This window comes from Nonomuraea sp. MG754425 (genome assembly GCF_021699195.1).
GTDB lineage: Bacteria > Actinomycetota > Actinomycetes > Streptosporangiales > Streptosporangiaceae > Nonomuraea.
Window position 1 is genome coordinate 15,717 of the sequence record NZ_SSXE01000123.1, and the last position, 13,572, is coordinate 29,288.

The 13,572-nt window shown below is 66.0% G+C and carries 13 protein-coding genes; all 13 read left to right on the forward strand.

Annotated elements, in window-relative coordinates:
• Positions 1–12: 12 nt before the first annotated feature.
• The 13 genes from FAF44_RS34580 to FAF44_RS34640 all read left to right on the forward strand — a co-directional run bounded on the left by FAF44_RS34580 (position 13) and on the right by FAF44_RS34640 (position 13,378).
• Positions 13–576, forward strand: a complete 564-nt coding sequence (locus tag FAF44_RS34580; protein ID WP_237107547.1) for a LuxR C-terminal-related transcriptional regulator — start codon at positions 13–15, stop codon at positions 574–576.
• A 290-nt stretch (positions 577–866) separates the two neighbouring features.
• Entirely contained in the window at positions 867–1,883 is a 1,017-nt protein-coding gene (locus FAF44_RS34585; protein WP_237107548.1) for a phosphotransferase enzyme family protein, read from the forward strand.
• Positions 1,880–2,911 (forward strand): thioesterase domain-containing protein, encoded by a 1,032-nt coding sequence (locus FAF44_RS34590; RefSeq protein WP_237107549.1) that lies wholly within the window; start codon positions 1,880–1,882, stop codon positions 2,909–2,911. The genes FAF44_RS34585 and FAF44_RS34590 overlap by 4 nt, the downstream gene beginning before the upstream one ends.
• The gene (locus tag FAF44_RS34595; RefSeq protein ID WP_237107550.1) at positions 2,901–4,025 is read left to right on the forward strand and encodes a radical SAM protein; all 1,125 of its coding nucleotides are present in this window, start codon (positions 2,901–2,903) and stop codon (positions 4,023–4,025) included. Before FAF44_RS34590 ends, FAF44_RS34595 begins: the two co-directional genes overlap by 11 nt.
• Before the next feature lie 52 nt (positions 4,026–4,077).
• Entirely contained in the window at positions 4,078–6,042 is a 1,965-nt protein-coding gene (locus FAF44_RS34600; RefSeq protein ID WP_237107551.1) for an aminotransferase class I/II-fold pyridoxal phosphate-dependent enzyme, read from the forward strand.
• Between the two features lie 35 nt (positions 6,043–6,077).
• Positions 6,078–7,097: an NAD-dependent epimerase/dehydratase family protein gene (locus FAF44_RS34605; protein ID WP_237107552.1), complete on the forward strand. Its 1,020-nt coding sequence runs from the start codon at positions 6,078–6,080 to the stop codon at positions 7,095–7,097.
• Between the two features lie 38 nt (positions 7,098–7,135).
• Entirely contained in the window at positions 7,136–7,936 is an 801-nt protein-coding gene (locus FAF44_RS34610) for an FkbM family methyltransferase (RefSeq protein ID WP_237107553.1), read from the forward strand.
• Positions 7,926–8,756 carry a phytanoyl-CoA dioxygenase family protein gene (locus tag FAF44_RS34615; protein ID WP_237107554.1) on the forward strand — a complete coding sequence of 277 codons (831 nt, stop codon included), beginning with the start codon at positions 7,926–7,928 and terminating at the stop codon, positions 8,754–8,756. Before FAF44_RS34610 ends, FAF44_RS34615 begins: the two co-directional genes overlap by 11 nt.
• Complete coding sequence (locus FAF44_RS34620; protein WP_237107555.1) at positions 8,753–9,604, forward strand: class I SAM-dependent methyltransferase; 852 nt, start codon at positions 8,753–8,755, stop codon at positions 9,602–9,604. The genes FAF44_RS34615 and FAF44_RS34620 overlap by 4 nt, the downstream gene beginning before the upstream one ends.
• Positions 9,605–9,611: 7 nt before the next feature.
• Positions 9,612–11,060: a glycosyltransferase family 2 protein gene (locus FAF44_RS34625; RefSeq protein ID WP_237107556.1), complete on the forward strand. Its 1,449-nt coding sequence runs from the start codon at positions 9,612–9,614 to the stop codon at positions 11,058–11,060.
• Entirely contained in the window at positions 11,051–11,983 is a 933-nt protein-coding gene (locus FAF44_RS34630) for an LLM class F420-dependent oxidoreductase (protein WP_237107557.1), read from the forward strand. The genes FAF44_RS34625 and FAF44_RS34630 overlap by 10 nt, the downstream gene beginning before the upstream one ends.
• 22 nt (positions 11,984–12,005) lie before the next feature.
• Positions 12,006–13,133, forward strand: a complete 1,128-nt coding sequence (locus tag FAF44_RS34635; protein WP_272895418.1) for a Gfo/Idh/MocA family protein — start codon at positions 12,006–12,008, stop codon at positions 13,131–13,133.
• On the forward strand, positions 13,130–13,378 hold the full coding sequence (locus FAF44_RS34640; RefSeq protein ID WP_237107559.1) for an acyl carrier protein: 249 nt from the start codon (positions 13,130–13,132) through the stop codon (positions 13,376–13,378). Before FAF44_RS34635 ends, FAF44_RS34640 begins: the two co-directional genes overlap by 4 nt.
• The last annotated feature ends 194 nt before the right edge of the window (positions 13,379–13,572 follow it).

Consider the following 13,572-nt stretch of genomic DNA (forward strand, 5'->3'; position numbering starts at 1 on the left):
AGAAAGGCGCTCATGATCGGGGTCAGGATCCTTGGGCTGAGCCCAATCTGTACGTACGGCCTTGAACAGTTCCTGAAGACGCAATCCGGCATTGAGGTTCTGAGCGGACAAGGAGAGAGCACGAGTGACCGAAGTGTCGCCGTGGTGGGCTGCAGCCCCTACCCGGGCGACTCAGTAGAGTTACCTATTCCCGCGCCGGAAAGCGCTACCCTTATAATCGCCGATCCTGCGGACCCGTGCACTGCGGACCAGTACGTCCATGCGGGCGCGCTCGGCTTCGTGTACTCCAATGCACCCTTGACCACGATACTGGACGGCATCCAGCACGTCGCGTACGGGCAGCGCTTCGTCGCCGCCGCGACGGCCGAGGAGCTCTCCGCGGACGGCCTGCCGCTCGGCTTGTCCAGGCGCGAGTATGAAGTGCTGAAGTACATCGCGCAGGGACGCACGCACGACCAGACGGCGCGGCTTCTGGGCATCAGCCGCCACACGGTCGACACCTACATCAAGCGCGTCCGCCGGAAGCTCGGCCTGGGCAACAAGGCCCAACTGGCCCGCGCCGCAATGTTGGTGTGAACGCCGGGCCGGTACAGAGACCGTAGGCCCCCGCTCGAATAGCTGTCCCCGGCCTCACGCGCCGGTACCACTTTTCGGCGACTTCGCCGCCGTGAAAGCCTCGAGTAATATCACGGAAAGCGACAGGGACCACCGCTTCCAACAGCGTACAGACAAAGTGAGCCGGCACCGCCGAGCCGAGCACGGGTTTTTCGCGGACGCGGAATCCTGACTCCGGCATGCCGAACACGGCCATGCCCTATGCTGGCCGACGACAGCCGAGAGAACCATAGCCACCCCTGGAAGCGAAAATGACTGATCTCCTCGAGCCGAAGCCCGAACTGGTCGAATTCCTCGCAGCCGCCTTCGGATTGCACCCCTGCTCGGGCGGCGACATAAGGCCAGTGGCACGCGGGGCAATGGGGCAGATATATCGCCTGACTCTGGGCGAAGGCGATTACGCGGTCAAGCACTTCTACTGGGACATGGACGAGAACGCGGCGCGAAATGAAGGGAATTTTCGCGACGCGGCCGTGGCGGCGGGGGTGCGGGCGCCGGCGAACTTCACGACGGTGGACGGCCGGTACCTGTGCCGGCTGCCTGATTCGCTCGGCGGCAGGATGGCCAGGCTTTACGGTTGGGTTGACGGCGATCCGGTGGACGTGCGGCGGTCGGCCTCGGCGCTGGGCGACCTGCTCGGCCGCCTCCACAGTCTGAGCCTGCCGGTGACCGGCCCTGTGCATCCGTGGTACGAGGTCGTGCCCGTCGAGGAGGAGTGGGCGGAGATCGTACGCGCCGCCCTGGACGCCCGCCTCTCCTGGGCGGATCCGCTGAGGCGGCGGCTACCGGTCATTTCTGAGCTCGCAGAGCTCGTAAGCCCCGTCTCCGAGGAGGAGCGCATCATTTGTCATCTGGACGTCCAGCCCATGAACGTGCTCAGCGATGACCATGGCCTGCTGCTCCTCGACTGGGACGACGCAGGCGCCGGCAGCGCGGAACGGGAGTTGGCCTCCACCTTGATGCGCTGGTACGTCGCTGGCTCGATGATCCACGGGGAGGAGGCGGCCAGGATGCTCGACGCCTATCACGCGGCGGGGGGACGGGTCTCACTGACCGGCGAGCGATCGTTCGCGATGAACGCGGCGACCCACCTCAACTATATCGCCGCTCAAGCGCGGCTCATCCTGGACGACCAGGCGGCGGCACACCGGCAGGAGGCCGAGAGGCAACTGCGGGATGCGTTGACGCATCTCCCGACGCGGGAGCTTTACCGCAAGCTGCTCGATGTGGCGGCGACCACGCCGAGACGCACAGGAGGCCGCCGGTGACCGGCTACTACGCCAACCGCTTTCGCGACCACCTGGAAGCACTGGTCGCCGACGCCTACCTGAGGGAGCTATCGGTGACGTCCGTCACGGCGCGGACCAGCCTGCGTGCCGCGAACGGGCGCGGTGACAGGGCGCGCGGTGATCGGGCTGAGGCCATCGCGGCACGCCTGCGCTCGGCCACGAACGTGGACATCACCGGCGCGGACGTGCGCGATCTTGACACCGTCGAGGCGGTGGCGGTCAGGCTGAGGTTCAAGGCCGACTCCGCCAGCTGCCTCGAACTGCCCGAGGACTACGACCCGGCCCGACCGGCGCTCGTCTATTTCCATTCCGCTTCGGGGAATGCCTTCGCGATTCAGATGCTGCGCGATGAACTGCCCATCCAGTTGATCGGGGTCCATGCCGCCGGGCTGGCAGGGGAGCAGGAGATTCCCGGCAGCATCGAGCAGTTCGCGGACGTCTACACCGAGCAGCTGGCGCAGATCAGCGGCAGCGGAAAGCTGATGTTGACGGGCTTCTCCGGCGGGGGCCTGATCGCCCTGGAGGTGGCGCGCCGTCTGAGGTCCGCCGTGCCCCTCGGGTTCGTCGCCATGTTCGACACTCCCGCGCCAGCGCCCGGGGAGAAAGGGCTGTCGGAGGCGGACCTGATGGAAGGGCGCCTGAGGGAGCTCTTGCGCCGCGTTGAAAACCACATGCGGCCCAGCGCGGACCCGAAAGACACCGAGGTCATCGCCACTCTGAAGAAGGGTCTGGCGCTCACTTGGGACGCCGACTCCGATGCCTTGGAACGGCAGCTGCGCGTGTTCGCGCGGGTGATGTGCGCAGCCGACGGGTACGCGCCAGCCGAATACCGCGGCCCTGTTCACCACTTCGGGCTCAACCCATCCATGCACGACGCCGAACGGTGGAGTTCGATTCTGCCGGAAGCAACCTTCCACAGCATCGCGGGCGAGCACTACGAATACTCGATCTTCCGCAACCCGGAGTTCATCAGAACATTGAAGGGCCTGATTCTCGATGCCTTATGAAGATCTGCGCACGTCGAATCGCCGGAAGAACATCGAAGAGTTCGAAAGCCGCAGCACCTGCCTCGAGAGCCTGCCCCAGGTGATCTTCGTCGAGCTAACCGAGAACTGCAACCTATCCTGCCCGATGTGCCGCTCCTCCGGCCCGTTCCGGCGCGACCGGAACATGAGCGACGAGCTGTTCACCCGGGTGGCCGAGGAGTTGTTCCCCACCGCCGAGATCGTGGACCTGCGTGGCTGGGGGGAGAGCACTATCAGAAGGGACTTCCCGCGGTTCGTGGAGGAGGCGCTGGACTACGGTTGCCGGCTCCGGCTGGTCACGAACCTGACCTTGCGAAACGAGGCCTTATGGCGCCGCCTGGTCTCCGCTGGCTCGCTGATAGCCGTGTCCTTCGACGCCTCCGACGCGCGGACCTTCGCCGCCGTCCGCGGCGGCGCGAAGCTGGATGTCGTCCTGCGGAACCTGGAAATCCTCGCCGATGAAGCCGAACGCAGCGGTGTGGGAACGGAACTGATCCATCTCAACGTCGTGGTGCAGTCACCAGCCCTCGGCGAGCTGTCGGGGATCATCGAGACAGCGGCTCGCCTCGGCCTGCGGGTGCAGCTCAATCCGGTAACCCTGGCGAACGACGATCCGCAGAACCTGGCCTTCCACAAGGACACCCTGAACGATGAGCTCGCCCGTGCGGTCACCATGGCCACCGACGCCGGGGTGGAGGTCCAGCTCAACGCCGTTCTGTACCCCGAAAGCGGGCAGGACGCCCACACGAACAAGACCTGCACCCATCCCTGGATGTACTCCTACGTCAACTACCGAGGGCAGGTGGGATTCTGCGACCATCTCATCGGAGCCCCCGCCGAACAACATCTCATCGGCGATCTGACGACTAGTTCCTTCGCCGAGATCTGGAACGGGCCCACCTATCAGAGACTGCGCTTCGAACATGCGCGGGGCCGGGATTTCCTGAGCCCTTGGTTCGATGAATGTCGGTGGTGCTACTTCAATCGATATGTCGACTTCGACGACGTGTCGTATCCGCCGTACGTCGCCCACAAGCAGATCCTGACCGGCGGCCGGTGCGTGGGTTTCACGCCACGGGAGACGACCGGAGCATGACTCGAATCGTGCTCTTACCTACCCCATCGGACGAAGGGAAAAGCGCACGGCCATGCGATTGAACGAGCACGGATGGCCTGTCTGGCCGCAGACCGATGATGACACCGCCCAGGCGGTGAACGCGGCGCTCCTGAGCCGCAGGATGGCTGTGAGCGGAACGCCAAGTCGCTGGAGATCGCGCAACGAGATCGCGGCGCGGGCGCTGGCGGCGGCGCTCGGACGCTCTCACGCGGTGCTGACGTCCAGCGGCTCCGGCGCCATCGTCGTGGCCCTCCAAGCCTTAGGCGTGGGCCCCGGTGACGCCGTGCTGGTGCCGGCCACCACGTGGGTCAGTTGCGCCACGGCGATCATGCGGGTAGGAGCCAGGCCGGTCTTCTTCGACGCCCGCCACGATTCTCTCAGCCGCCTCGGCGATCACCCCGACGTGCCGATCAGGGCGATTCTCGCCGTGCATCTCTACGCCGAGCATGCCAACATCGACGAGCTGCGGGCGACATTTCCCGGAGCGCCGATCGTCGAGGACGCCTCTCACAGCCACCTGGCAGTCACGGATGACGGACGCCGTGTCGGGACGCTGGGCGACATCAGCATCATGAGCCTGCAGGCATCGAAGGTGCTCACCTCGGGCGAAGGGGGCGCGGTCTGCACGGATGACCCGGAGATCGCCTCGCGTGTGGAATCCCTGGTCACCGACTCACGCCGCCGCAACCCGGCCGCTGCGTCGAACGCGGCCTGCGAACTCGAACCGGCCCTGCTGCTACACGGAGCCAATTTCGCCCTTTCCGAGCTGTCGGCCGCGCTGCTGCAGGACCAGTTGAGCAAGCTTCCCAACCAGTTGCTGCGGCGTTCCCTTGGCGCATCTTTCGTGATCGGGCGGCTCGTGGAAGCGGGCTGGCGGGTCTTCGCCGACGAAGGCGCGCTGCGCTCGGGTGGGTTCTACGGCGTGGCGGTGGAGATTCCCGCGCATCGCGGCGATCGTGGCACGGTGCTCGAAGAGGTGCGGGCCCGGTGCGGGCTCGCGCTGGACACCGTCTATCCCCCCATTCCGGAAGGCCCGCTCTACCGCCCGGAAACGGTGTCCAGGTACGCGCACATCGGCCACGTCGTCCCGGCCCTGCCGTGGTCCAGGAAATGGCATCACGACTGTGTCGTGTTGCCGCATCACGCCTTCCTAGCCGGCGAGCGGCAGCTCGACCTGCTGGTGGGGACGTTGCTGGGAGAACGGCGAACCACCACGCGACCTGAGGCGGAGCCCTGTTCCATCGACGTCGTCGTCATCACCACGGGAACGAGAGACACGCTGTGGGAGGCGCTGGACAGTATTGAGCGGCAGGACGTCAGGGCGCGTGTCCGGGTGAGCGTGTTGATCGACAGTCCGGAGGAACGGGTAGGCAAGCTGACCGCCGGTCTGCGAAGCAGATATCCGCACTACCGCGTCGTCGTTGATACCGACCAGGCCCTTTCATCTCTCACGCCGTTCGAACGGATCGCCCGCCTGCGGCAGAACGCGTTGGGGGCCTGCCACGGCGACTACACCGCCTTCCTCGACGACGACAACCGCTGGGAGCCGACCCACCTTTCGAGTCTTCTGAAGGTCGCGCGCTCCGGGTTCCCGGCCGTGCACTCGTGGCGGGTGCTCGTCGACCGGTCGGGATCGCCGGTCACCGTGGACAGATTCCCGTGGCTGCCACCGGGTCCCGACTCCTATGAGCGCTTCAAATCCATGGTGGCCGACGGCATCATGTCGCCGGACGACAACGTGGTGAAAGATAGTTCCACCGGCGGAATGGTGGACATGGGAGCCTGGCTGTTTGACACCCGGCTCCTGCGGAGCCTGAAATTCGAGCGCCCGCACACGGCCGCGGAAGTGCGCGACCGCGTCGGCGAGGACGACATCCTGCTCGAACAGCTCAACCGCCTGGACGTTCCTACGGGCTGCACGCGGGAGGCGACGCTGGTCTACCGCCTGGGTGGCATGTCGAACGAGGAGTACGCCGAAGCTCTCGTCGGCAACTAGCTGCCGAAACGGGACCGAGGAAGATGGAGACAGAGGTGCCCCCCAGCATTGAAGGCCGCGGTTGCGCCGAGAAGTTCAAGCGAGTGCTCATCACCGGAGGGGCCGGGTTTCTAGGCTCGCACATCGTCCTCGAACTGGTCACGGCGGGTGCCGAGGTCGTCTGCGTGGACGATTTCAGCACCGGGCAATATGCGAACCTTGCCGCGCTCGTCGGTCATCCCCGGTTCACCTTGATCAAAGCCGATGCCTGCGGGATGGGGTCCCTCCATATCCCCTGCGACCTCGTCCTCCATCTGGCGTCGCCGGCTTCGCCCCGGGATTACACGCGATTGTCCTTGGAGACCCTCCAGGTCGGCAGCCAGGGGACGTTCGCCGCCTTGACGCTCGCGCGCAGGTTCCGGGCGCGGTTCGTGCTGGCCTCGACCTCCGAGGTGTACGGCGACCCGTTGGAGCACCCGCAGAAGGAGGACTACCGTGGGAACGTCAACTCGACGGGTCCTCGCTCGATGTACGACGAGGCCAAGAGATATGCTGAGGCGTTGACCAGCGCGTTCGCCGCCAGATACGACACAGACGTCGCCATCGCCCGCATCTTCAACACCTACGGGCCGCGCATGCGCGCCGACGACGGACGCGCCATCCCCGAGTTCATTGAGCGGGCGTTGACCAACCAGCCTCTGCGAGTCCACGGGGACGGCGGCCAGACCCGCTCCCTCTGCTATGTGGACGACACGGTCCGCGGGTTCCTGGCGCTGGCCGCGAGCTCTTTCAGCGGGCCGGTGAACATCGGCGGAACCGAGGAGATCACCCTCCTCGGCCTCGCCAAGATCGTCATCAAGCTGATCGGCAGCAAGTCCGCCATCCAGCACGTCGACGCCAAGCATGAGGATCCGCGGCGACGGCGCCCCGATATAAGCCGCGCCCACGGGCACCTGAAATGGGCGCCGCGCATCACCTTGCGGGATGGTCTGATGCGCACCATCGACGCGGCCAGGCGGCTGTCCTCCGCTTCCACCGGCGCTGCCGCCGTCCGCGACCCGTTCCCGCAACCGTGACAGCCGCGCAGCACGCGACGGCGAAGGAGTGCAGAGACGTGAAGGATCGTTTGGGGACCAGGGCGCTGCGGCTGATCGGTGGCGTCGCCTTCGCCACGGTGGGGCTGCGGCGGCTGTGCCGTTGGGGGCCCGCGTACGCGTCCTCGCCATATCGCATCCGCATCGCGGGGGCGACGGTCAGTACCTGGAACCTGGACACCCTGTCCTGGTCGCTACGGGAGGTGTTCCTGCAACAGAGCTACGAGGTCGGCAACTTGCCGGCGGGGGCGCGCATCGTCGACGTGGGGGCCAACATGGGGATTTCCAGCCTCTACTTCCTGCGGCGCCATCTGGGTTCCACCGTCCTGGCGGTCGAACCGGATGACCACGCGTTCGCGTTGTTGACCTCCCTGGCCGGCCAGTTCCGCGAGCGGCTGTCGGTTCTGCAATGCGCGGCCGCGTCGCAGAACGGCCGGATCAACCTGCACCGCGAGCCGAACAAGCCTGGCAAACTGACGGCGAGCATCAACCCCGGAGCCGGTCGGGTCCAGCACATCGAGGTGCGCGCGCAGCGCCTGTCGGAGTTGCTGGCCGGATTCGTGGTCGTCGATCTGCTGAAGATGGACGTGGAAGGCGCGGAGACGGAGATCCTGCACGATCTCATCGTCACCGGCACCGTTCGACGGATACACCGGATCGTGCTCGAAGTCCATCCCGGTCCCGTGGAGGCCGAGCGGGTGGAGGAACTGCTCGACCGAGCCGGTTTCCGCTACGAGGAGCAGCCCGGCACCCGCAGCGAAAGCGACGGCACATATCTGCTCCACGCGGTCAATTGCTCACCCGCGACCGATGGGCGGTGACATGCCTGGCTGGCGCTACGAAGTAACGGCTACGGACATCGACCACTTCCGCGTCTTCGGATACGTACACGTGCGCCACGCCTTGTCCGACGACTTCTTCACGGCCCTGGCGAAGGAGATCAGGACCACGCTGGCGCAGGCATTCGTCCTCGACCAGAGCAATGAGGAAGCGCTGGGAAGGGCCGGGTTCTACCTGCCCATGATGGGAGAGCGGACGCCTGTCAGCCGCGAGCTTTGCGTCGACCCTGGGCTGCTCGACGTGGCCGAACGGCTGCTCGGCGCGTTCCCGCTGCTGAAACCGGCCAAGGGCATCTTGTATGAAGACGCCTCTGGCTGGCACGCCGACACCTTCGACCGGCACTTGTCGGCCGTCAAGGTCGCCGTCTATTTGGATCCGCTGAACGAGACGAACGGCGCCCTGCGTGTCATCCCCGGATCGCACATGGAGCCGTTCTCCTCGGAGCTCACCACCTGGCGCCAACGCACGCGGGGCCCGGCGCTGCCGTTGGACGAGGCGGCGGAAGCGCGTGATTGGCCGGCCATCTGCCTGGCGACCGAGCCGGGAGACGCACTGTTGTTCGATCCGCATCTCTGGCACGCCAGCGTTCTCGGGCGCCGGCGCTATCAATGGACCGTTTCCTATGCGGCCGCATCCGAGGTCGAGGAGAAGACCAGAAGCAATCGCGGGTACATCATGTCTTTTCTCTCTGACGGCCATGAATACGATCGGGACACCTTTCCCTATATCGACGCCCCATGGCTCGAGAAGCACACCTCTCGCATGCACCGGGAGCTCCGCAATGCCGGCGTCATGCCATGACCGACCGTCGGCGGCATACTGATGAGGAGAACGACGTGTTCAGCAATACCGACATCATGGATTTCTACGATCCGACTCTCTACGAACGCAACGTCGGTCTGGCCCCCAGGGTCGACAAGGTCTACCAGGAGGAGGTCGGCGAGCTCGAGCCAGGATCACACGTCCTGGAACTGGGCTGCGGCATCGGGGACGTCCTTCTCCCGCTGGCCCATGTGGGCTACCGCACGACAGGAGTGGACCGCTCCGCCGCCATGCTTGCGCACTTCCGCAACCGTGTGGAGGCCGAGGCGGTGGAGACGCGTGAACGTGTGCGCCTCATCGAGGCCGAGTTGCCCGCGCTCCCCGACTGCGGCGAGTTCGACATGGTGCTGATGCCGAACGACCTGGTCAGCCACATGCTGACCGCGAATGACGCCCGGCGCCTGTTCATCGAGATCGGCAGGCGGTTACGGCCGGACGGCGACATCGTGCTGGACGTCTCCCGTTTCGACGTCTCCTACCTCGGCTATCTCGCCGGTGAAGGCGGGAAGCTGGAGCGCGTCCACGGCCTGTATCGGTATGACGGTGAGCAGTGGATCAGGGTGAGCGAACAGTCGACGTACGACCCCGAGAGTGGCATTCTCATTGCGCATTTCACTTACGAGATGCTCGGCTCATCCGGATGCGTCGAATCCACCCGCATGCGCGTGCTGCGGCTGCATCCCCGTAGAGCATCCGAGATCGCCATGCTTCTGGAGCTGTCCGGCTTCGAGGTCGTCGCCGAGCAGAACGCCCGGTTCCCCGCCGGAATGGACAACGTGCTCTTCCGCGCCCGGCGGGTACAGGCGGACACGCGGATGCCGAGATAGGCCCCCCATGTCGAGACCGAACATCTCCGTCGTCATCCCCGTCTTCCAGCGTCCCGTCGAACTCGGCAGAACCCTGCGGAGCCTACGCGGCCAGTCCATGGTGCCCGAGCGCTTCGAGGTCATCGTGGTGAACGACGGCGACGCCTCCACCCTCGGTGAGGAGGCCGTACGGACTGGCTCCGGCCTGCCTGGCTTCCGCGTCATTCAGAACGAGCGCAACATGGGGGTCGCGGGCGCCCGCAACGCTGGCGCCCGCGTCGCCTCGGGGGAGGTGCTCCTGTTCCTCGACGTCGACTGCATGGCTGGGGAAAACCTGCTCACGGCACACCACGAAGCGCAGTTGCGGCGCCCTATGGCCGCCTGCGGCAACACTTTCGGCCGCGAATGGGTGCCCGATGTCTGGAGGGTCCACTATGGCGAGGAGTGGCCCTGGGACGATGCGCCGGCTGCTCTCGCGGCGGCATCCGCCGACGCGGTGCTGCGCGACCCGCTCGAAGATCTGCTGGCCGACCCCTCCCCTCTGGATTGGGCCTTTTTCTGGACCACGAACGTCAGCGTCCCCCGAGACGTCTTCACCGCCGTCGGCGGATTCCACGAGGCGTTCGACGTCAAAGGCGTGGAGGATATGGAGTTGGGCAGGCGGCTGGCTCACGCCGGCCTTCCGATCACCTTTCTCCCCGACGCCCGGGCGCTTCACCAGCCACATGAACGCGACCGTCTCAAAGAGCTTCGCCGGGACCGCAGGAACGAGGAGACGCTGCTCTCCCTCCACCCCTTCCTCGACACCGAAGCCATCTGCGCCTTCGACAGCGTGAACGCCAAGCGCATGTACGCCGCGCTGTTGAGGTTCGCCGCCCGGATTCCGTCGCGGTCCATGGATTGCGCGCACCTGCCGTCCCTGCCCGTAGTCGTCGAACGACTCAGGTCCGGGCCGACGGTTTTGCTGCTGGGAGACCCTTCGGGGTGGCCCGCGGACCTTAGCCCTCCGGCGACCGTTGTCCATCCCGGACGTCATCCCGCCGAAGCCGGGCGGCTGGCCCTGCTCGGCGTGAAGCTGCCGCTGCGAAGCCAGAGCCACGACCTGGCCATCGTGACGGATTACTGGCGGCACTTTCCCGAGCGCACGCTGACCCGCGTCCTCAAGGAGGCCGCAAGGTGCGCGAAACAGGTTCTGCTCCTCTCTGGGGTGAGCACCGACCCCGCTCCCTGGCCCGACGCCGAGCTGTCGGCGGCGCTCGCCGCCGGTGACCGGCCGTTCTGGGAATGGGCCGTATCCGTCCCGCGGGAACTGCACCAATTCTGTTTTTCCGCCTTCGACGAAGGTTTCTCCGCCTCAGAGCAAGGCGGGTGGGCGTTGCGGGCGCGGGCGATGGACGTACGGGTGCGTGCGGGTCGGCCAGACGAGAGAAGACCAGGTCGGGCTGACGAGAGAGGAGGACCGGTGACATGCGGCTGAGAATCTTCGTGGAGCCGCAGCAGGGCGCCCGATACAGTGACATCCTCAATGCGGCCCGCGCTGCGGAAGAGCTGGGTTTCGACGGCTTCTTCTCCTCGGACCACCTGCTAGCAATGGCTGGGGCACCCGGTTTTCCCGGGCCGACGGACGTGTGGACCACCCTGGCGGGCCTCGCCAGGGAGACCAGGCGTATCAGGCTGGGCACGCTCGTCTCCGCCGCAACTTTCCGCCATCCCGGACTGCTGGCGCTGCAGGTGGCGCAGGTGGACGACATGTCAGAAGGCCGGATCGAGTTCGGCTTGGGCGCAGCCTGGTATGAGGAGGAGCACAGGACCACAGGCCTGCCTTTTCCCGACGTCCGCGAGCGGTTCGACCGACTGGAGGAGCAGCTCGACATCATCACGGGGCTCTGGGCCCTCCCTCTCGGCCAGAGGTACACCAAGCAGGGAAGGCACTATCAGATCATCGACTCTCCCGGCCTGCCGAAACCCCGACAGCATCGAATGCCCGTGATCGTCGGAGGCGTGGGACGCAGGCGCACGCCGGCCCTCGCCGCAAGATATGCGACCGAGTACAACTCGCCCTTCACCAGCGCCGCTGACACCAAGGCGAATGTCGACAACGTCAGAGCCGCCTGTCACGCGATAGGCCGCGACCCCGGCGAGCTCCGCTTCTCGGTCGCCCTCGGGATCGCCTGTGGCGCCCGCGACAGCGAAGTCATCGCGCGGGCGGCCCCCGCCGGCATCCCGTTCGAACGCTTTCAGACCAAACATCTTGCCGGTAGCGCCGACCAGGTCGCCCACCGCCTCGGCACGTACAGGAAGGCGGGCTGCGAGGCGGCCTACCTGCAGTTACCCGATTTCCTGGACCTCGATCACATCCATTACCTCGGCTCAGAGCTCCAACGTCAGCTGGACCGCTGACTGGCCGACGGCACCGGAAGGAATGCCTCTTGTGTATGAACGTGGTGCGCGGCCCCATACGCCATTCCGGATCGGGCAGCTAGGCCTGGGAGGCATCTCCACCACGCATCGCGCGGGATACCGGATGGTCGGGCTGCCGGTGGTGGCCGGTTACGACCCCGACGACGCCGCACGCGACCAGCTGACCAAGGAGTGCCCCGACTCCACTGCTCACCACAGCCTCGACGACTTCCTAGCCGACGAATCGGTGGAACTGGTCGACCTGACGGTCCCCCATGTCTTCGAGGTTCGCGCCCCCATCCTCGAACGCCTCGCTGGCGCGGGAAAGCCCGTGCTCATTCAGAAGCCGCTGTCAATGACGTATGACGAGGCGCGCCGGATGGCCGACATCGTCAAGAGCGCACGACTGCCGGCGATGGTGAACCAGAGCATGTGCTTCGCGCCCTCCTTCCTCCGGTTGCGGTCGGCCCTCATCGACCAGCGGATCGTCGGCGACCCCCTGTTCTGTCACCTTGTCACGCAGTCCAAATTCGACACCGACCGGCATGCCTGGTACGGCCGCGACCCCCGATGGTGGACAGTCGCCCTGACCGTTCACCATCTCGGCATGCTGCACCTCCTCTTCGGCCCGCCGGAACGCGTTTACGCCCTCATCGGGCGCGATCCGAACCAGCCGGGAGTGCTCGGCGACGGTTACGGCCACCTTTCCCTGACCTACCGGACGGGAATGCAGGCCATCCTCGTCTCCACCGGCGCCTATTACGGCACGCGATGCATTCCGCATGGGAGCGAGTCCATGTGGGTGCAAGGATCACAGGGCATTGTCGACTGGGTCCTCGACGGGGACATGGTCGTCTCCGCACGCACCGCCTTCCTCAGTCGCGATATCGAGCGCGTCGAAACGACGCCACCGCCGGACGACGGCTGGTTTCCCGCCGGGTTCGGCCTCGCCATGCTCCACTTCCAGAACGCGCTCGCGGCGGGAGCAGCCCCGCTGTGCTCGGTGGCCGACAACCTTTACGTCATGGCCGTCATCGAGGCTGCATACCTGTCCGCCGCCGAGGGCCGTGCTGTCACCGTGGAAGAGATCATGGGTGACCGGTGGGACCCTGACTACGGTCCCGGCTGGCGCCACGGACATCGGCCGTGAACGCGTTCCCGGAGCAGGAGGAATCACTGCGTGCCCTATGGGAACGCCTTCTGGGCTCGCCGGTCGTGGAGAAGAGCAACTTCTTCCTCTGTGGCGGGGACTCCCTCGCAGGGGCGTTGCTGCTGGAGCAGATCCACGCTCATTTTTCGGTCCGCCTTAACCTGATAGTGCTCTACCGGTACCCGACCTTCGGGCAGTTCGCGGCTTACCTGGCCGCCGAGCTGAATCAACGGCCGGCGAACTGATTGATGCCGTGTTTTGTTTCAGCGCTCTCCCGCAGATCAAAATACGGTCACCGCCTCAGGCTCGCGTTCCGAGCGGGGTATCACTCACGTGACACTGCGCCTGCCGATAATTACATCCGCCCAGGTCGTGGCCCTGCGAGGGCTTTGTGTGGAGTACGCGAGCTCCGGACTCAGGAGACGGGAGCGCGTACGGC